Origin of the sequence: Streptomyces sp. NPDC059668 (assembly GCF_042734135.1) — a bacterium.
GTDB lineage: Bacteria > Actinomycetota > Actinomycetes > Streptomycetales > Streptomycetaceae > Streptomyces.
In genome coordinates, this window is sequence record NZ_JBHWEL010000045.1 from 1 (window position 1) to 18,813 (window position 18,813).

The 18,813-nt window shown below is 73.3% G+C and carries 16 protein-coding genes and 1 tRNA gene; 7 read left to right on the forward strand and 10 right to left on the reverse strand.

Features of this window, described 5'->3' with window-relative positions; genetic code table 11:
• Positions 1-191 precede the first annotated feature (191 nt).
• Entirely contained in the window at positions 192-1,169 is a 978-nt protein-coding gene (locus ACFV2J_RS27265) for a DMT family transporter (protein WP_385441101.1), read from the reverse strand.
• Complete coding sequence (locus ACFV2J_RS27270) at positions 1,166-2,008, reverse strand: phosphatase PAP2 family protein (RefSeq protein WP_385083042.1); 843 nt, start codon at positions 2,006-2,008, stop codon at positions 1,166-1,168. The genes ACFV2J_RS27265 and ACFV2J_RS27270 overlap by 4 nt, the downstream gene beginning before the upstream one ends.
• Before the next feature lie 221 nt (positions 2,009-2,229).
• Between ACFV2J_RS27270 and ACFV2J_RS27275 the strand changes: the two genes are divergently transcribed.
• Positions 2,230-2,844, forward strand: a complete 615-nt coding sequence (locus tag ACFV2J_RS27275; RefSeq protein ID WP_385083040.1) for a TetR/AcrR family transcriptional regulator C-terminal ligand-binding domain-containing protein — start codon at positions 2,230-2,232, stop codon at positions 2,842-2,844.
• Positions 2,845-3,014: 170 nt separating this feature from the next.
• Here ACFV2J_RS27275 and ACFV2J_RS27280 read toward each other — a convergent pair whose 3' ends face one another.
• Positions 3,015-4,013: a DUF2510 domain-containing protein gene (locus tag ACFV2J_RS27280; RefSeq protein ID WP_385083038.1), complete on the reverse strand. Its 999-nt coding sequence runs from the start codon at positions 4,011-4,013 to the stop codon at positions 3,015-3,017.
• A 410-nt stretch (positions 4,014-4,423) separates the two neighbouring features.
• Between ACFV2J_RS27280 and ACFV2J_RS27285 the strand changes: the two genes are divergently transcribed.
• Entirely contained in the window at positions 4,424-7,105 is a 2,682-nt protein-coding gene (locus ACFV2J_RS27285; RefSeq protein WP_385083037.1) for an ATP-binding protein, read from the forward strand.
• Between the two features lie 204 nt (positions 7,106-7,309).
• On the opposite strand, the gene pcaD is transcribed toward ACFV2J_RS27285, so the two are convergent.
• The 4 genes from pcaD to pcaH form a co-directional block, all read right to left on the reverse strand.
• Positions 7,310-8,521, reverse strand: a complete 1,212-nt coding sequence (gene pcaD / locus ACFV2J_RS27290; RefSeq protein WP_385083036.1) for a 3-oxoadipate enol-lactonase — start codon at positions 8,519-8,521, stop codon at positions 7,310-7,312.
• Positions 8,518-9,813 (reverse strand): 3-carboxy-cis,cis-muconate cycloisomerase, encoded by a 1,296-nt coding sequence (pcaB, locus tag ACFV2J_RS27295; protein WP_385441157.1) that lies wholly within the window; start codon positions 9,811-9,813, stop codon positions 8,518-8,520. Before pcaB ends, pcaD begins: the two co-directional genes overlap by 4 nt.
• Before the next feature lie 185 nt (positions 9,814-9,998).
• Positions 9,999-10,568 carry a protocatechuate 3,4-dioxygenase subunit alpha gene (gene pcaG, locus ACFV2J_RS27300; protein ID WP_385083034.1) on the reverse strand — a complete coding sequence of 190 codons (570 nt, stop codon included), beginning with the start codon at positions 10,566-10,568 and terminating at the stop codon, positions 9,999-10,001.
• On the reverse strand, positions 10,565-11,335 hold the full coding sequence (gene pcaH / locus ACFV2J_RS27305) for a protocatechuate 3,4-dioxygenase subunit beta (protein ID WP_385083033.1): 771 nt from the start codon (positions 11,333-11,335) through the stop codon (positions 10,565-10,567). Before pcaH ends, pcaG begins: the two co-directional genes overlap by 4 nt.
• 503 nt (positions 11,336-11,838) lie before the next feature.
• Between pcaH and ACFV2J_RS27310 the strand changes: the two genes are divergently transcribed.
• Complete coding sequence (locus ACFV2J_RS27310) at positions 11,839-12,303, forward strand: MarR family winged helix-turn-helix transcriptional regulator (RefSeq protein WP_385083031.1); 465 nt, start codon at positions 11,839-11,841, stop codon at positions 12,301-12,303.
• Between the two features lie 44 nt (positions 12,304-12,347).
• Here ACFV2J_RS27310 and ACFV2J_RS27315 read toward each other — a convergent pair whose 3' ends face one another.
• Positions 12,348-13,343, reverse strand: a complete 996-nt coding sequence (locus ACFV2J_RS27315) for a DUF3048 domain-containing protein (protein WP_385083046.1) — start codon at positions 13,341-13,343, stop codon at positions 12,348-12,350.
• A gap of 134 nt (positions 13,344-13,477) precedes the next feature.
• Positions 13,478-14,548, reverse strand: coding sequence for an ATP-dependent DNA ligase (locus ACFV2J_RS27320; RefSeq protein ID WP_385441109.1), 1,071 nt, complete (start codon positions 14,546-14,548; stop codon positions 13,478-13,480).
• A 74-nt stretch (positions 14,549-14,622) separates the two neighbouring features.
• On the opposite strand from ACFV2J_RS27320, the gene ligD reads away from it, so the two are divergent.
• Both ligD and ACFV2J_RS27330 read left to right on the forward strand, forming a co-directional pair.
• Positions 14,623-15,645 (forward strand): non-homologous end-joining DNA ligase, encoded by a 1,023-nt coding sequence (gene ligD, locus ACFV2J_RS27325; protein WP_385083029.1) that lies wholly within the window; start codon positions 14,623-14,625, stop codon positions 15,643-15,645.
• A gap of 148 nt (positions 15,646-15,793) precedes the next feature.
• Positions 15,794-16,840, forward strand: coding sequence for a LacI family DNA-binding transcriptional regulator (locus tag ACFV2J_RS27330; protein ID WP_385083027.1), 1,047 nt, complete (start codon positions 15,794-15,796; stop codon positions 16,838-16,840).
• Positions 16,841-17,241: 401 nt separating this feature from the next.
• On the opposite strand, the gene ACFV2J_RS27335 is transcribed toward ACFV2J_RS27330, so the two are convergent.
• Complete coding sequence (locus ACFV2J_RS27335) at positions 17,242-18,033, reverse strand: VOC family protein (protein ID WP_385083026.1); 792 nt, start codon at positions 18,031-18,033, stop codon at positions 17,242-17,244.
• Positions 18,034-18,314: 281 nt separating this feature from the next.
• Here ACFV2J_RS27335 and ACFV2J_RS27340 point away from each other — a divergent pair, with 281 nt between their 5' ends.
• Positions 18,315-18,563 carry a WhiB family transcriptional regulator gene (locus ACFV2J_RS27340; RefSeq protein ID WP_194280530.1) on the forward strand — a complete coding sequence of 83 codons (249 nt, stop codon included), beginning with the start codon at positions 18,315-18,317 and terminating at the stop codon, positions 18,561-18,563.
• Positions 18,564-18,733: 170 nt separating this feature from the next.
• Positions 18,734-18,805: transfer RNA gene (locus ACFV2J_RS27345), tRNA-Ala, on the forward strand.
• The last annotated feature ends 8 nt before the right edge of the window (positions 18,806-18,813 follow it).

Here is an 18,813-nt window from a genome sequence, read left to right on the forward strand (position 1 = left end):
GGGGTTGTGCCCAGTGTGTAGCCCCCGCCCGCGCCCCGCGGGGCGCCGCCACCACACACCGCGCCACCCCCCCCGCCCGCGCCCCCCCCCACCCCCACCCCCGGGGGGGGCGCCGCCCCCCGGCCCCCCCACCCAACCACAGGGCGGCCCGGGCAACCGCCCCCGCCCCCCCCTTTCCCGTCGGGTCCCTCTCACAGGGGTGTCAGATGCCCCGGGTTCGTGAGATGTCCCGGGTCCGGCTGGTTCGGGATCAACGAGGGCGCGTACTTGGCGGCCTCGGCCTCCAGCGCCAGAACCGCGGCGACCGGGTGCTCGTCGTCCTCGAAGGGCTCGGGCGCGGCGGCGACGGGCTCCGGCGCCGACCGCGACAGCGTCACCACACCCCACGACGCGACTCCCGCGCCGAACGCCGCGAGCAGCAGGCCCGCCGGGCCTCCCTGGAGCTGCTCCCCGAGCAGGCAGAGGCCTATCACCGCGGCGGCGACCGGGTTGGCGAGCGTCACGACGGCCAGGGGGGCGCCGAGTCCGCCCCGGTAGGCGGTCTGCGACAGCAGGAGTCCGGCGGTCGCGAAGGCCGCCATGAGCAGGGCCACCACGACGACCTGGACGCTGAGGATCGGTCCTGACCGGTCCGTCACGGCCACCGTCACCGTCTGGGTGAGCGCGGAGGCGACACCCGAGGCGAACCCGGAGGCGGTCGCGTGCCGCAGCCCCGGCCGGGTGCCGGGCCGCGACAGGACGCCGATCGCCACGGAGGTGGCGGCGGCCACGGCCAGTGCCTGCGGCACGCTCAGCACGTCGTCGGGCGCCGGCCCGGACGCCGTGACCAGCAGCGCGGACAGCCCGACCAGGGTGAGCGCGGTACCGCGCCACTCGACCGCGCTGACCCGTCGCCCGGCCACCCGCGCGCCGAGCGGCACCGCGGCCACCAGCGTGAGCGCGCCGAGCGGCTGCACCAGCGTGAGCGTCCCGTATTTGAGCGCGGCGACGTGCAGCAGCGCGGCGGACGCGTTCAGCGCGACCGACCACCACCACGCACCGTTGCCGAGCATGCTCAGGACGCCCGGTTCGGTGGTCCGGGAGGCGAGCCGTTCCTGTGCCACGGCCGCGGCGGCGTAGGCGACGGCGGAGAACAGGGACAGCACGACGGCGGCGAGCGTGGCGTTCATCGTCCTGCCCCCACGAGCTCCGGTACGGACTCCTTGATGTCACCCGCGACGGCCCGCCCCTGCGCGCGCCCGGCCGTCGTCTCGGTCCGGTGCGGAAGGTGGATCACGGCCAGGGCGACCCCGAGCAGCGCGGCCGCGGCGACGGAGTCGAGCCAGTAGTGGTTCGCGGTGCCGACGATCACCAGCAGGGTGACCAGCGGGTGCAGCAGCCACAGCCAGCGCCAGCGGGAGCGCGTCGCGGCGATCAGGCCGATCGCCACCATCAGCGCCCAGCCGAAGTGCAGTGAGGGCATCGCCGCGAACTGGTTCGCCATCGCGTCGGCGGCCGGGTGCGCTCCGTACACCGTGGGCCCGTACACCTGTCCGGTGTCCACCAGGCCCGCGGCGGCGAGCAGCCGGGGCGGCGCGAGCGGGAAGGTGAGATGTACCACCAGGGCGGCGGCGGTGATCACGGCCAGGACCCGGCGGGCCCAGACGTAGTGCACCGGGCGGCGCAGATACATCCAGACCAGGAAGGCCAGCGTGGCCGGGAAGTGCACGGTCGCGTAGTAGGCGTTCGCCGTGTGCACCAGGGCGTCGCTGTGCAGCAGCGCGCCCTGTACGGCGCCCTCGCCCGGCAGGTGCAGGGTCCGTTCCCAGTCCCAGACGTGGCCGGCGTTGCGGAAGGCCTCGTCCGTGTGTCCGGTGGCCAGTTGCCTGCCGACCTTGTAGACGACGAAGAGCCCTGTGACGAGCAGGAGTTCACGGACGAGCGGCGGCCGCGCGGTGGTGTCGCGCCGCGACGGCCGCCGTGCGGCCGCGGTTGGCTCGGGTTCTGCAGGCTCGGTTCGGGAATCCATCCCCCGGCCCCTTTGCTGACGTTCTTGCGTGAGGTGGTGTGCGGTGAGCCCAGGACAGGCCCCACTCGGCGTCTGTTCGACAGAGGGGTGGATCCTGTCCAAGGCTCATCGATACGACAGTGTACCGATACGAGAGTGTACCGATACCAATGCGTTCCGGTACACTGGCGTATCGATTAGACTCTGTGAGACGGACCACCGCACGAGCGAGGAGAAGAGCCATGACGTCGCAGGCCGCGGAGGGACCGGAGTCGGTCGTCGCCTCGCGCCGCTCCAAGATCACGCCCGAGCGTGAGCAGGAGTTCTACGACGCCGTGCTCGAACAGATCCGTACGTGCGGATACGAGGCGTTCACCATGGACGGAGTGGCGGCGAGCACCCGCTGCAGCAAGTCCACGCTGTACCGGCAATGGAAGACGAAGCCCCAGTTCGTGGCCGCCGCGCTGCGCGCCAACCAGTGCCCGCGGTTCTCGGGAATCGACACGGGCTCGCTCGTCGGGGATCTGCGTGCGATGGCGCGGGCCGCCGGGGACTGGTCGAGCCGTGACACCCAGCTGCTCCAGGCTCTCGGCCACGCCGTGCTGCAGGACAAGGAACTGCAGGAGGCCCTGCGCGAGGCGCTCATCGAGCCCGAGATCAGCGCGGTCAAGGAGATCATCGCCCGCGGGATCGCCCGGGGCGAGGTGCCCGCCGACCACCCGGCGCTGGAGTTCATCCCGGCGCAGCTGTTCGGGGTCGTGCGGGTGCGTCCGGTTCTGGAGGGCGAGTACGCGGACGCGGCGTATGTCACACAGTTCGTGGAGGCCGTGGTGATCCCGGCACTGGGACTGACCTGAGACCCAGGTCGCCGTCCGCGGGATGACCGGACGTCGGCCTGCTCGCGCCGCACCGTGGGGACGGGGGCGGCGCGCACCCCCCGGCCGGGTGGGGCTCCTCTTGAGCGGAGAGGTGCTCCACCCGGCCGATCTGTGTCCGGGGGCGGGCGAGGGAGGCGCGGGCGCCGCGGTCAGACGTTCTGTCCGTCGCCGCCCACTCCGGCCGCCGCCTTGATGCCCTTGGTGATGTCGTCGATCACGGACTGCTGAGGGCCCTTGGGGCCGGCGTCGACACCGAAGCGGACGACGACCAGCGACTTGGGGTCGGCGGGGGAGGGAAGGACGAGCGATTCGACGTAGCCGTCGTCGCCCTTGCTGGTGACGACCTTCCAGCGGACGAGATAGCCCTTCTCGCCGGCCACGGTGACCGCCCGGGAGGCGAGTTCCGTGTGCGACGTGATCTTGCCGTAGCCCTTGCCGTAGGACTCCTGGGCGTTCTTGGGGATGTCCTCCTTGGCCGCCGCCTCCGGCGTGGTGGACTTGATGCCCTGGTAGCGCGCGGGCGCCGAGTACGCGCCGCCCCGCTGACACTTCTGCGAGGTGTCGCCGGGACACTTGTAGGTGTCCTTGGTCGACAGCACCGCGCTCCCCATGCCGCTCTGGCCGGTCCAGTCGTCGGGCACCGGAAGGCTGATGCCGCTGTACCCGTCCGTGGCGTAACCGTCCTCGGTCCGGGGCACCCCCGACCGGCCCGGCGCCGGGGTCTGCCCCTCGGAGCCGCCCGGGCCACCGGGTCCGCCCGAGCCGCCGGGAGCGCCGCCCGGACCGCCTTCCGGTCCGCCCGTGCCGCCGGATCCGTCCTGGCCGCCGGGCCGCTGGGCGCCGGCGCTGCTCCCGCCGTTCCCGTCGTTCTTGGTGAGGGCGTACACGCCACCCCCGATGCCCGCGAGGACCGCGATCGCGGCGACGACGGCTATGCCGGTGCGCAGCCCGCGCCGCCGAGGCCCGGGGGGAAGGACCGGGTAGTGCCCGGCGGCCGGCGGCTGTCCCGGGGGACCCCACGCGGCACCGGACCCGAGGGGACGGGTCTGCTCCGTCCATGCCCTGCCGTCCCACCAGCGTTCGGTGGCGGGACTGTCACTTGTCTGCCCGGGGTCGGGATACCAGCCGGGGGGAGTCACCTGCGTCATGGACCCCACCGTATGAGCCCTGGGTGAAAGGCGGATGAGAGGGCCCCGCCGCACCGTCCGCGCAGACCGGAACCCCTGCCCCGGATCCGTCGGTGCGCGCCGAGGCGGGGCCCGCCGCTTCGATCACGCCGTACGACGTCACGCGCGCCCGGCCGGCCACCCGACCCCGTTCAACTCCCCCTCACCGTACGGGGTTTCGACCGGAGGCCCACCGACCCCGACGACGGGGGGACGGCGGCGGCCGGCCGTCCGCGACCCTCCCGCCCCTGCTCGGCGCCGTGCCGCGTCGCCTTCGGGCGCGCCCCGTCACCCGTCCCGGCAACGGGTGCCCCGAGCCACCTCCGCATCGCCTCGGGGAAGGCTAGGCTCGATGTCTGTACGTCGTCCGTGCGGCCCGGGGAGGTAGCGGTATGACGCAGGCGCGGCCGGGACCGGCGGCCCCGGCCTCCCTCTGGGAGCGCGAGACGGAGATCGCCGATGTCGATCAGGCCGTGGAGGCGCTGCGCGCGGACGCCTCGTCCTCGGGCAGTCTGCTGGTGTTCGGCGGAGAGGCGGGCATCGGCAAGACCGCACTGCTCGCGGAGGCCCGCAGGATGGCCGAGGCCAGGGGCTGCACGGTGTGGTCGGCCCGCGGCGGCGAGACCGTCACCTCCGTCCCCTTCAACGTCATACGACAGCTCCTCCAGCCGGCCATCGTCTCGCTGATGCCGGAGGAGGCCCGCGAATACCTGGGCGACTGGTACGACATCGCCGGCCCCGCTCTCGGCATCGCCGAGCCGGGCGACCGCCAGGCCGACCCGCAGGGCGTGTGCGACGGACTGGTCGCGGCCGTGCGGCGGCTGGCCAAGCGCGAGTGGCCGCTCGTCCTGATCGTCGACGACGCGCACTGGGCCGACCAGGAGACCCTGCGCTGGCTGGCCGCGTTCGCCGAGCGCCTCGACGACCTGCCCGTCCTCGTCGTGGTCGCCCGCCGCCCAGGCGAGGTCACCGGCGAGCGGGCCCACCACCTCGACGCCGTCGCCGCCGCGGCCCGCCCGATCGTCACCCTCAGCGCGCTCACCCCCGACGCCACCGCCGGACTGACCCGCGCCACCGTCGGCGAGCACGCCGACGCCCCGTTCTGCCGCGAGGTGTGGGCGGTCACCGGCGGCAACCCCTACGAGACCGTCGAACTCCTCGCCAAGGTGCAGGACACCGAGCTCGCACCGGTCGAGGCGTCGGCCGCAGAACTGCGCGCGCTCAACCGCTCGGCGCGCGGCCGCGGACTCGTCGCCCGCCTCGAAGGGCTCGGCATCGACGCCACCCGCTTCGCCTGGGCGGCCGCGATACTCGGCACCGGCATCTCCCTCGACCTCGCCGCCCAGCTGGCCGGAATGCCACTCGACGAGGCCGAGCGCTGCGCCGAACTGCTCGGCGCGGCCCGCATCCTCACCGACGTCGAACCCGCGAGCCGCCAACCGGCCGCCGGCGAGCTGGAGTTCGTGCACCCGCTGATCGCCAGCGCCGTCTACCGCTCGATCCCCGACGCGTTACGCACCGCCATGCACGGCCAGGCTGCCTGGGCGGTCACCGAGTCGGGCCGCGGCGCCGCGGCCGCCTCCCGCCACCTCCTCGAAGTGCACCCGGACGACGACCCCGAGCTCGTCGAGCAGATGCGCGAGGCGGCCCGCGAACACCTGGCCGTCGGCGCGCCCGACGCGGCCCGCCGCTGTCTGGAGCGCGCCCTCCGGGAGCCCCCGCTCCCCGAGGTCCACGCCCGCGTGCTCTACGAACTGGGGTGTGCCACGCTCCTGACCGCGCCCGCCACCACGATCGGTCATCTGCGCGCGGCGCTCGACCGGTCCGGCCTGGCCGGCGATCTGCGGGTTGACGCCGTCTTCCGCCTCTCCCAGGCACTCGTCCACAACAACCAGTTGGACGAGGCCGTGCGCACCGTCGACGCGGAGGCCGCCCGGCTCGACCCGGGCCCCGCCCGCATGCGGCTCCAGGCCGTGCACCACATGTGGGAGGGCATCCACGCGGGCGAGGACCACGTGCCGGGACGCTCCCGTGGGCTCGCCGAACTCGCCGGGACCTGCACCGGGCGCGACAACTCCGAGCGGGCCCTGCTCATACTGCGCGGCTTCGACGCGATGACCCGGGGCGAGAACGCCGAGGAGGTCGTGGAGCTCTGCGACCGGGCCCTCGTCAACGGCCGTCTGGCCCCCGGACTTGGCTGGACCGACACCGAGTGGGGCGTCGAACTCCTCATGATGCTGGGCAGTTCGTACGTCTACGCGGACCGGCTCGACCGGGCCGAGAGCCTCTTCTCGGAGGCGCTGCGCTCGTACACGACCGCCGGCTGGAGCGGTGGACACCTCTCCCTGGCACACGCCTTCGTCGGTCTCGCCCACCGCAGGCGGGGCCGCCTGCGGGACGCCGAGACCACCCTGCGCGAGTCACTGCGCATCGCCGAGCGGGTCGGGCGCGGGCTGCCCCTGTACTGGTCCGCGACCTGCGGACTCGTCGACACGCTGCTCGCCCGCGGCGACGTCCGGGAAGCCTGGGCGATCGCCGAGCAGTACGGCTTCGCGCCGCCGTACCCGACCACGATCGTGCTGCCCGACACCCGCTCCGTACGCGGCCGGCTGCTGATCGCCGTCGGCCGGGTCAAGGACGGCATCAACGAACTGGAGGCCGCCGAGAAGGCCTCCGCGGTACGGGGGCACCACAACACGGTGATGGCGCCCTGGTCGATCGACCTCGCCCGCGCGCTCGCCTCGGAGGATCCGGTGCGCGCCGCCGCGCTGGCCGTCGACGCGCGGCGCCGGGCCGAGCGCTTCGGCACGGACACCGCCATCGGTGAGGCACTGCGCTGCGCGGCCGCCCTCGAATCGGGTCAGCGTGCGGTACGCCTCGCGGCGCAGGCCGTCGCCTATCTGGAAGCCTCGCCCTGCCAGTACGAACACGCGGCGGCCCGAGTCGAGTACGGCATCGCGGCGCGCTCTGTCTCGGAGCTCAACAAGGGCCTGACGCTGGCGCGTTCGTGCGGGGCCGACGGGCTGGTCGCGAAGGCGGAGGAGGTCCTGGCGACCGGGCGGGGACTGCGGTAGCCCTCCGGCCGCCGCCTGCCGAGAGGGCCGTCCGCCCGTCCTCCGGGCCCACCGGACCCGGTCCGCCGCGGTGGAGGTTTCCGGTCGCGCGTCAGGAGTGGTTGCGGGGCAGATGTGGATGCGGATACGGTGCACGTGCGGTTGCGGCACGTCACCCCCGCGGGGACCGCTCAGACCGCCCCGGAGGCCTCCATCACGTCGCGTTCACCGTCTTCCGTGTCCGTCGTGTCCGTCGTGTTCGCCGAGCGGATCGCGTTCCGCGCCGGCATCGCCATCGGGTGCGCCGGGCCCATCGGGTTCGTCGAGCACCCGCTGGGCCACCGCGAACGCCGAATTGGCCGCCGGGACACCGCAGTACACGGCTGTCTGGAGCAGCACGGCCCCGATCTGCTCGGGGGTCAGGCCATTGCGTCGCGCCGCCCGGACGTGCATCGCCAGCTCGTCGAGGTGGCCGTTGGCCACCAGTGCCGTGAGCGTGACCAGGCTGCGCTCCCGGCGGGACAGCGTCGGGTCCGTCCAGATCTCGCCCCACGCGTAGCGCGAGATGAAGTCCTGGAAGCGGGCGGTCAACGGGGTCTGCCGGGCCTGCGCGCGGTCCACGTGCGCGTCGCCGAGCACCTCGCGGCGGACCCGCATGCCGCGTGCCGCGAACCCGTCGAAGTGCCCGCGCAGCGCGGCGGTCACCGCCTCCGGCCGCTCCGCGGGCGCCAGGTGCGAGGCACCCGCGATCTCGGTGAGCGAGGCGCCGGGCACCGCGTCCGCGATCTCCCGCAGATGCGCGGGCGGCGTCGCCGGGTCCTCGCGGCCGGCGACCAGCAGGGTCGGCGCGGTGATCGACGGCAGGCGGTCGCGCAGGTCGAAGGCGGCGAGCGCGTCACAGCAGGCGGCGTACGCGTCCGGGTCCGCGGTCCGCTGGTCCTCGATCAGCCGCGGAACGCTGAAACCGGGTGTGAACCAACGGGAGTTCGCGCTCTGTACGAGCGCGGCCAGTCCGTCCCGGCGTACGGTCCGCGCGCGCTCCTCCCAGGGCCTGGAGCCGTTGAAGTGGGCCGAGGAGCAGATGACGGCGAGGGCGGCCACCCGGTCGGGATGGTGCACGGCGAGATGCAGACCCACCGCGCCGCCGAGCGAGACACCGGCGTAGGCGAACCGGTCGACGCCGAGCGCGTCGGCGAGGGCGAGGACCAGCCCGGCGAGGTCGGCGACGGTCGCGCCGGGCCCGATCAGGTTCGCGGGCGAACCGCCGTGCCCCGGCAGGTCCCAGCGCACCACCCGGTGGGTGACGGAGAGTTCAGGCGCGACCGCGTCCCACAGGGCCACCGACGTGCCGAGCGAAGGGCCGAGAAGGAGCGGAGGAGCCGTGGCGGGCCCCTCGACGCTGTGGTGGGGCAGTCCGCCCTCGGGCCGGATCTTCAACGTCGCTCCAGAGCACGGTCGGTGAGGGCTCCGGCGGAGCCCGTGTAGTGGGTCGGGTCGGTGAGGTCCACCAGGTCGACGTCCTTGAGCCCCGGCTCCTCGCCCAGTACGTTCCCGAGGGGACGGCCCTCGGCGACAGCCCGTTCGGCGGCCCGGGTCAGCAGTTCCCTGGCACGGGCCCGTCCCAGCACGGGCGCGAGCGTGACGGCCAGCCGCTCGGAGACGATCAACCCGTGCGTGAGGCCCAGGTGTTCACGCATGGCGTCACTGTTCACCCGCAGCCCCTCGGCCAGTTCGGCGGCGCCGCGGGCCGCGCCGCCGACCAGCCGCAGCAGCTCGCGCAGCGGCTCCCACTCGGCGTGCCAGGCACCGGCCGGCCGTTCGTCCTCGGCGGCCATCGACGCGTACAGGGTGGCCGCGAGCCCCGGCGCACGGCGGGCGGCGGCGGCGATCAGCGTGGCGGCCACCGGGTTGGCCTTGTGCGGCATGGCCGACGAGCCGCCGCCGCTCCCCTCGGCGACCTCGCCGATCTCGGTACGGGAGAGGACGAGCACGTCGGCCGCCGTCCTGCCGAGGGCTCCGGCCGTCAGGGCCAGCGCCCCGGCGAGATCGCCGATCGGGGTACGAAGGGTGTGCCACGGCAACTCCGGTTCCACCAGCCCGAGTTCCCGGGCGTACGAGGCCACGAGAACCTGCGGGTCGTCGGCGCCGAACGCGGTGAACGCGGCCAAGGTCCCCGCAGCGCCCCCCAGTTGGGCGGGAAGGCGGAGGGCCGCCAGCCGGTCCCGCGCGTCCAGGACCAGCGTGCGCCACCCCGCGACCTTCAGTCCGAAGGTGGTCGGCACCGCGTGCTGGGTCAGCGTCCGCCCCGGCAGCACCGTGTCCCGGTGGGCGGCGGCGAGCCCCCGCAGCGCCCGTGCCGTCCGGTCGAGGTCTTCCAGGACCGGCCGCAGGGTGCGCCGGGCCACCAGCATCATCGCGGTGTCCATGATGTCCTGACTGGTCGCGCCCCGGTGGACGTACGGGCCGTACTCGCCGCCCACGGCCGCCGTCAGATCCGCGACCAGCGGGATCACCGGATTGCCGCCGTCCCGGGCGCGGAGCGCGATCGACCGCGTGTCCAGGTCCGCGGCGGTGACGTCGGACAGGGCGGACACGGCGGCGGCCGGCGCCAGGGCGAGGTCGGCCCAGGCGCGGGTCAGCGCCGTCTCCGCGTCGATCAGCGCCTGTAGGAAGGCCCGGTCCGAGGTCGAGGACGACGCGGGGGAGCCGGCCCATCCGGGCGCGAGCAGACCGACGTCGGTGTCGCCACGGTCGGCGGTGCCGTCACGATCGCCACGGCTGGCGGTGCCGTCACGATCGCCCCGGTCGCCGGTGTCGTCACGATGGCTCCGGTCTCCGGCTGCGTCACGAGGGCTCCGGTGGCCGGGGCCGGTGGGACGGGTGGGGCCCGCGGGGTCGGCCGGGTCGGCAGGTGTCACTGGAACTCCAGGAAGACCGTTTCGCCTTCGCCCTGAAGACGGATGTCGAAACGGTACGTGCGGTCCGGCCCGCCGGCCGCGATCAGCGTGGCGCGCCGGTCGGCCGGGAGCGAGTCGAGCAGCGGATCCGCCCCGTCGGCGAGGTACGCGCGGGTGAAGAGGTGGTGCGTCAGACCGCGGGCGAAGACGCACACGCTGAGGTACGGCAGGCCGGCGTTGCCCGGCGGCAGCGTACGCAGGGCCCAGTGCCCGTCGGCGTCCGTACCGACCCGCCCGAAACCCGTGAAGCCGGTGCCGTCGCGGCCGAGGAAGGCACCCGTCGAGGGATCGCGGCGCATCGAGCCCGGGGCGCCCGCCAGCGAGCCGTCGGGCGCCGCCTGCCAGAAGTCCAGGAGGGCGTCGGGTACCGGCCTGCCCGCGCCGTCGGACACGTACCCGTGCACGGTGATCGTGTCGGGGTGTCCCGGGGGCGCCACCTGCTCACCGCCGGGAAAGGGCAGCGCGTGGCCGTAGAAGGGGCCGATGGTGTGGGACGGGGTGGGGAGCAACCGCTCGGTCGTGGTCAACGGCCTTCCTCGATCCAGGTGGCGGAGGGACCGTCGAGGACGATGTCCCAGGAGTAGCCGAGCGAGAACCCGGGCTCGGAGAGACCGTGGTCGTAGGCGGCGATCAGCCGGGCGCGGGCGGCCTGGTCCGTCACGGACCGCAGGATCGGGTCGTACGGGAAGAGCGGGTCGCCGGGGAAGTACATCTGCGTCACCAGGCGCTGGGCGAACGCGGCGCCGAAGACGGAGAAGTGGATGTGAGCGGGCCGCCACGCGTTGGTGTGGTTCCCCCACGGGTACGGTCCCGGTCTGATCGTCGTGAACCGGTACCGCCCCTGATCGTCCGTCAGAGTCCGTCCGACGCCGGTGAAGTGGGGGTCGAGCGGGGCGGGGTGCTGTTCGCGCAGGTGCGCGTAGCGGCCGGCGGCGTTGGCCTGCCAGATCTCGACGAGCTGGCCGCGCACCGGGCGCCCGGCGCGGTCCAGCAGCCGGCCGGAGACGGTGATGCGCTCGCCGAGCGGCTCGCCCCGGTGCTGCCGGGTCAGATCGTTGTCGATCTCGGTGATGTCGGTGACGCCGAAGACCGGACCCGACAGCTCGACCGTCTCGGGGTCACCGCCGCCGACCGCGACGAGCGGCTGTTCGGGATGGCGGAGCAGGGAGCTGCGGTACGGGGGGTAGTCGCGCGCCGGATGATGCCGGACCGGAGCACCCCCGGCGACCGCTTTGTCGTACGCGTCCTGGCGGTCCTTGATCTCGGTGTCGATGTCCGACTGGGTGAGAGCCATGCGGGGGCTTCCTCTCGTTCGAGGACGAGGGTGATGGTGAGGTGAGGTGAGGGCGAGGAGTTCCCGGGCGGTGTGCGCGGCCAGGTCGTACGGGCGGGCGGCGGCCGTCGTGGCGCCGTACCCGTCGAACGGTCGTACCCACCGAACGGGGCGCGGGCGGCGGCGTCGACGACGTGGACGTCCGTCATGGCGGCCCGTGCGGGAAGTGCAGGCGGACGGTCCGGCCGGCGACGTCCGATCCACCGGCCGCGCCGGTGGGGAAACCCCCTCTCTCCGAGCTCCCCGCGCCTTCTTCGAACCGGATGTGGATAGTCAGGGCACTGAGCATTTCTGCGCGGGTCGTTCACGCTGCCATCAGGCCGTGCCGCCGTCAAGGCCTCCCAACTGGGAATGGTGTGCGTTCGATCCGGACAGGAGACACGGCGGTGCGCGGACGGTATCGTTCAGTACACATACCAAAAGATGCTGTGCATACGACCATGCGGACACCCCCTGGAGCGCACATGGCCGCGGTGGATCTCTCCACCCACCCCGGGCACCTGGCCCGGCGGCTTCAGCAGGCCCACTACCTGCTGTGGAACACGATGGTCTCCGAGGAGATCACCTCGCCGCAGTTCGCGGTCCTGAACGCGCTCGTCGCGGAGCCGGGTCTGGACCAGCGCACGGTGGGGGAGCGGGTGGGCCTGGACCGTTCCACCATCGCCGAGGTCATCAGCCGGCTCGGCCGCCGGGGTCTGCTCGACAAGGTGCGTGACCCACAGGACGGCCGGCGCTCCCTGCTGCGCCCGACGGCGGACGGGACGCGTACCCACCGCAGGCTGACCGTGCGTACGGCGCGGATGAACCAGGTCTTCCTGGCCCCGCTGTCCGCCGAGGAGCAGACCGTCTTCTTCGACCTCATCCGGCGCGTGTCGGACGCCGCGGAGGGGCTCCGCAATCCGACGGAACCCCTGCCGGCCCCGCGGTAGGCCGCGGCCCACCGCCCGGCGCGGCCTCGCCGCCGGGGCCGCGCTCACGCCGCGGCGAAGACCACCCACACCTGGCCGCTCGCGAAGTTCATCGGGGCGCCGTCGTTCGTGGTGAACTCCGTGCCGTCGGTCGCGGCGGGCCGCTTCCAGTCGGCGTCGAAGACCCGGCCGTCGCGCAGTACCTTCGCCGTCCCCGAGCCGACCGTCTGTGTGAAGGGCGTGTTGTTGCCGAGGACGTCGTGGTACTTCGACTTACGGAGCTTCACGTACTGCACGACGACGGTCGCCGGAGCCACCCTCTTGCCGTCCGTCGTGACCGTCGGCGTCCCGTCCGTCGACACCAGCCAGCGGTGCGTGCTCGCGGACCAGGAGAAGGTGAAGCGGGCGGCCGGGAACCGTACCGTCCGGGAGGTCTCCGGACTGCCGCCCGCCGGGGCCGCCCCGAAGCGGAACCCGGTGGTGAGGGCGGCGGCGCCGGGGGCCGACGGCAGCAGCTTGCCGGGCCGCACATAGAGATTGTGGGGGGCGGGCTTGGCGGTGCCGCGGTAGTAGGCGTCGGCGTTCCGCTCGGGCGGTGCCGGGTGCAGCGGCGCCTTGTCGATCACCGGCAGCAGCTTGGCCTGCGCGCCCGAGAAGGCGAGTGTCGGCTCGTCGAACTGGCGCAGCAGTTCCAGGTCGGACTCGCGTGCGCTGCGCACCGGCCCGACCGCCTTGGGAAGCCGGGTCGCGTAGATCGCCATCAGCCGGCTCAGGCCGCCCTCGACCTGTTCCGCGTACACGATGTCGGCCGCGTCGAGGCCCGTCTGGGGGCGGGCCGCGGCCACGTTGTCGATCTTCACCGCGAGGAGGGAGCCGACGCCGGCGGGACTGGCGTGGCCAGGTGCCGGCCGGGGGGCCTGACTCTGGGCGGGAGTGCGGGCGCGTCCGTCGGCGGAGGCGTCGCCGCCCGAGCCGCAGCCCGTCATCAAGGAGCCCGCCGACACGACCGTCAGCAGCGCCGCCGTCATCGCGCCGCACCGCCTCGACGCCTTCTGTCGCATGCCCACCATGCCACCCTGTCCCGTGCCATTGATTATGTGTTTATAGGTTCATCAGTGCTCATACCCGTTCGTTGTGAGGTTGTGCGTCGGTTGTGCGAGGTGCGTGGGCCCATCGGCGCACGGAGCGGCGGCCGTCAGCCCGGCGAACCGAGGATCTCCGCGAGGTCGTACCCCACGGGCTCGTCCAGCTGGCCGTACGTGCAGCTCTCGGGGGTCCGGTCCGGACGCCAGCGTCGGAAGCGGGCCGTGTGCCGGAACCGTACGCCGTTCTCCATATGGTCGTACGCCACCTCGGCCACCCGCTCCGGCCGCAGCGGCACCCAGGAGAGGTCCTTCTTCCCCGACCATCTGCTGGGCGCGCCCGGCAACCGGGCGGTCTCGTGCGCCGACTCCTGCGACCACGCGGCCCACGGATGCCGCTCGGCGTCCTCCATGCGCAGTGGCTCCAGCTCCGCCACCAGCTCCGCCCGCCGCTTCATGGGGAAGGCCGCGCTCACCCCCACGTGCTGGAGGACGCCCGCGTCGTCGTGCAGCCCGAGCAGCAGGGAGCCGACGATCGGGCCACTCTTGTGGAAGCGGTACCCCGCCACGACGACGTCCGCGGTGCGCTCGTGCTTGATCTTGAACATGGCCCGCTCGTCCTGCCGGTACAGCAGGGTGAGCGGCTTGGCGATCACCCCGTCGAGCCCCGCGCCCTCGTACTGCTCGAACCACCGCCGCGCCACCTCCCGGTCGGTGGTCGCCGGTGCCAGATGGACCGGCGCCGTCGTCCCGGACAGGGCCGTCGACAGCAGGGCGCGCCGGTCGCCCAGCGGTACGTCGAGCAGTGACCCGTCGGCCAGCGCGAGCAGATCGAAGGCGACGAAGGAGGCGGGGGTCCGCTCCGCCAGCGTCCGCACCCGCGAGTCGGCGGGGTGGATGCGCTCGGTGAGCGCGTCGAAGTCGAGCCGGCCGTCCCTGGCGATCACGATCTCGCCGTCCATCACACAGCGCTCCGGCAGCCGCTCGCGCAGCGCCTCCACCAGCTCGGGAAAGTACCTGGTCAACGGCTTGCCGGTACGGCTGCCGAGCTCGACCTCGGCTCCGTCGCGGAACACGATCGCGCGGAAGCCGTCCCACTTCGCCTCGTAGTGCATGTCCGGCGGGATCTTCGCCACGGACTTGGCGAGCATCGGCTTCACGGGCGGCATCACCGGCAGATCCATGCTTCGATTGTGCGGCGACACGGAGTGGTTCGCCCGGTGTGCGAGGCGGGCGGGCTGCGCCTACCGTGGCCCGCATGGGCGAAGCGGTGGAACTGGAAGCAGCCGGCCGGACCGTACGTCTGTCCAGCCCGGACAAGATCTTCTTCCCGGAGCGCGGGTTCACGAAGCTGGACCTCGCCCGGTACTACCTCGCCGTCGGCGACGGCATCCTGCGCGCCCTGCGCGACCGTCCCACCACGCTGGAGCGCTATCCGGACGGAGTCGAGGGCGAGAACTTCTTCCAGAAGCGGGCGCCCAAGAACATGCCCGACTGGATCCCGACCGCCCACATCACCTTCCCCAGCGGGCGCAGCGCCGACGAGATGTGCCCCACCGAGGTGGCGGCCGTGCTCTGGGCCGCGCAGTACGGCACGCTCACCTTCCACCCGTGGCCGGTGCGCCGCGACGACGTCGACCGCCCCGACGAACTCCGTATCGACCTCGACCCGCAGCCCGGTACGGACTACGAGGACGCGGTGCGCGCCGCCCACGAACTGCGCGAGGTCCTCCACGAGTACGGGGACCTGCGCGGCTGGCCCAAGACCTCCGGCGGCCGAGGTCTGCACGTCTTCGTGCCGATCGCACCGCGCTGGACCTTCACCCAGGTGCGCCGCGCCGCCATCGCGGCCGGGCGTGAACTGGAGCGCCGGATGCCCGACCGGGTGACCACGGCCTGGTGGAAGGAGGAGCGGGGCGAAAAAATCTTCGTGGACTACAACCAGACGGCCCGGGACCGCACCATCGCCTCCGCCTATTCGGTACGTCCCCGTCCGCACGCCCCCGTCTCCGCGCCGCTGCGCTGGGAGGAGGTGGCGGAGGCCCGCCCCCGGGACTTCGACCTGGCGACCATGCCGAAGCGTTTCGCCGAACTCGGCGATGTGCACGCGGACATGGACGAACACGCCTTCTCCCTCGAAGCGCTGCTGGAACTGGCCGCCCGCGACGAGCACGACCACGGCCTCGGGGATCTGCCGTATCCGCCCGAGTACCCGAAGATGCCGGGCGAGCCCAAGCGGGTGCAGCCGAGCCGGGCCAAGCGCGCGGAAGGCCAGGAGTAGAGCGGCGGTCCCGCGACTCTCGACGGCGCGGGTGACGGCCGGGCGGCCGTGCCCGTCGGGCGGGGCGCCCGGCCCGCCGCCGGGAGCGCTCTCATCGTTCGCCGACCGGGGCTATCCTGATCGGCAACCGCCGAGGAGGAGCCCTGAGGTGACCGAGACAGCGTCCCGCCCCACGCTGGAGGCCGTGGCCGCCCGGGCGGGGGTCTCCCGGGCCACCGCGTCGCGGGTGGTCAACGGCGGCGACGGAGTGCGCGAACCACTCGTCGAACGGGTCCGGCGGGCCGTCGAGGAACTCGGTTACGTTCCCAACCAGGCTGCCCGCAGCCTGGTCACCCGGCGGCACGACGCGGTCGCCGTCGTCATCGCCGAACCGGAGACCAGGGTCTTCGCCGACCCCTTCTTCGGTCTCCAGCTCCGGGGCATCAGCAAGGAGTTGACGGCGCACGACTCGCAACTGGTCCTGCTGCTCACCGAGGGTCGCGACGACCATGCCCGGGTCGGCCGGTACCTCGCCGGCGGGCACGTCGACGGCGCGCTCGTCTTCTCGCTGCACCTCGACGACCCGCTGCCCGAACTCATCCACGGCGCGGGCATGCCGACCGTGTTCGGCGGGCGGCCCGGCTGGGGTGACGGCACCCGGGACGCGGCGGCCCCGGTGTACGTCGACAGCGACAACCGGGGTGGCGCCCGCGCGGCCGTACGTCACCTGGTCGCGCTGGGGCGTACCCGCGTCGCACACATCACCGGCGCCCTCGACCAGACCTCCGCGGTCGACCGGCTCGACGGGTTCCGGGACGTCATGGGTGACGCCGATCCGCGGCTCGTGGTCGAGGGCGACTTCACGCCCGCGGGCGGCGAGCGCGCGATGCGCGAACTGCTGGAGCGCTGCCCGGACGTCGACGCGGTGTTCGCCGCCAACGACCTGTCCGCCGCGGGCGCTCTGCGGGTGCTGCGCGAGCGGGGGCGGCGGGTGCCGGACGACGTCGCGGTGATCGGGTTCGACGACATGCTGCCGGTGGCGGAACAGACGGATCCGCCGCTCACGACGGTCCGTCAGGACATAGAGGAGATGGGGCGGTTGATGGCCCGTCTGCTCCTTCGGGACCTCGACCGGCGTACGGCGAAGGAGAGCACGGTGCGCGGCCCCTCCGACGTCATCCTGCCGACGACGTTGGTACGACGGGCGTCCGCGTAGCCGGACCGGAGACCGGCGGCGACCGGAGAACGCCGGAGCCGGGACGACGCGACAACCGCCGGGCTGCCGGGGGCGGCACGGGGCGGTGCGACGGCGGGAGCGGCGAGGGGCGCGGCCGGGAGAACAGGAAGAACCGGGACGGGGTGGGCGGACCCGGGAGAGGCGGGACCGGGGACGCCGGGACGGGATGGGCGGACCCGGGAGAGGCGGGACCGGGGACGCCGGGACGGGATGGGCGGACCCGGGAGAGGCGGAACCGAGGACGCCGGGACTGGAGAAGCGGGGACCCGCGCACGGGCGCGTCAGGACTGCGCGGACAGGTGCGTCAGGAGTCCGCGGACGGGAGCACCGCAGGCCGGTGACGGGCCGGCCCGGGTGCTCCCGCCATCACGCGGCGGGGCTCAGCTCGACCGCGGGGCGCTCTTGATCACCGCGAAGCGTGCCCCGTACGGGTCGGCGAGCTTGGCCATGCGGCCGACGCCCTCCAGGTCCGTGGCGGGCATCCGGACCGTGCCGCCCAGCTCCTGCGCCCTGGCGACGGTCGCGTCCGTGTCGGTCACCTCGAAGTACGGCAGCCAGTACGCACCGGACGCGGCCTCGGTCGGGTCGTCGGCCAGCGGGACGACGCCGCCGAACATGTCCGTCTCCTCGGTCCCGGCGGGATTGACACAGGTGTACGTGCCGCCGGGGAACGGGGCGGCCGAGGTCTCCCAGCCGAACACGGAGTTGTAGAACGCGGCGGCCGCGGCGACGTCCGGGGTGTAGAGCTCGACCCAGCACAGCGAACCGGGGTCGCCCGCCACGTCGACGCCCTTGGTCCGGGCCGGCTGCCAGAGACCGAAGGGCACGCCCGCCCGGTCGGCGAGGATCGCCATGTGGCCCTCGCCCATGACATCCATGGGCAGGAAGACCGCACTGCCCCCGGCCTGCTCGGCGGCCTTGGTGGTGGCCTCCGCGTCGGGGGTCTGGAAGTACACCGTCCAGGAGGGCGGACCCTGTTCGGCGGTGGTCTGCATGCCGCCCGCGACGGTCTTCCCGGCCAGCTGGAAGAAGCCGTAACCGCCGGCGTCGGGCCCCGCCGACTGGAACCGCCAGTCGAAGAGGCCTCCGTAGAAGGAGGTGGCGCCCTCGATGTCGGGCGTGCCGATATCGAGCCAGTTCGGAGCGCCGGGAACGAAGTGGGTGGTGAGCATGAGTGCCCTCCCTTGAAGGGTCTCGTTGTCTGCTCCGCCGAGTGTTGCACCGCCCACTGACAATCGCCGCCGGGACGCGGGGTCCGGCGCGGACCGCGACGCGAGCGGTCGCACCGGTCACCACGGGTGACCGGACATGTTTGTTTTGTTTCACCGCGCCCGCGCGCCGCCGTGCTCACGGGCGGTCGGGAGGAGCATCATCGGGGCCGCCGGAGCGCTCGGAACGTGGCGTTGATCCGGCGTTGATCGAACGTTTTTCGATGCGGGGCAGGCTCTTCGGCATGCACACCGACACCATCATCCCGGCCGACTCCGACTGGCAGGAGCAGGCGCTGTGCGCGCAGACCGGGGCAGAGTTCTTCTTTCCCGAGCCGGGCAGCTCGGTGCGTGAGGCGAAGCGCATCTGCGGCATGTGCGCGATGCGCCCGGCCTGCCTCGAATACGCGCTGAACAACGACGAGCGTTTCGGCGTCTGGGGCGGCCTCTCCGAGAAGGAACGGCTCAGCCTCCGGCGCGCGGACCGGCACTGACCCGGCGCGCTCCGGCGCGTACGGTTCCGGCACACCCCCACCCGTGCTCCGACACACCCTCCACCCCCCTTCGATGACCGCCTCGCGGCCGGTGCGCCGTGCGGCGGTCCGGCGGCCCGGTAATCGATGCGCCGGCGCGGCCGGAGTGCGGTTAGGATCCGCTGGCGCACCCGGGCGTCGAGCAGAGGCAGACTCGCCGCCTTGGCAAGGCGGATACGCCGGTTCGAATCCGGTCGCCCGGGCTGCGTCC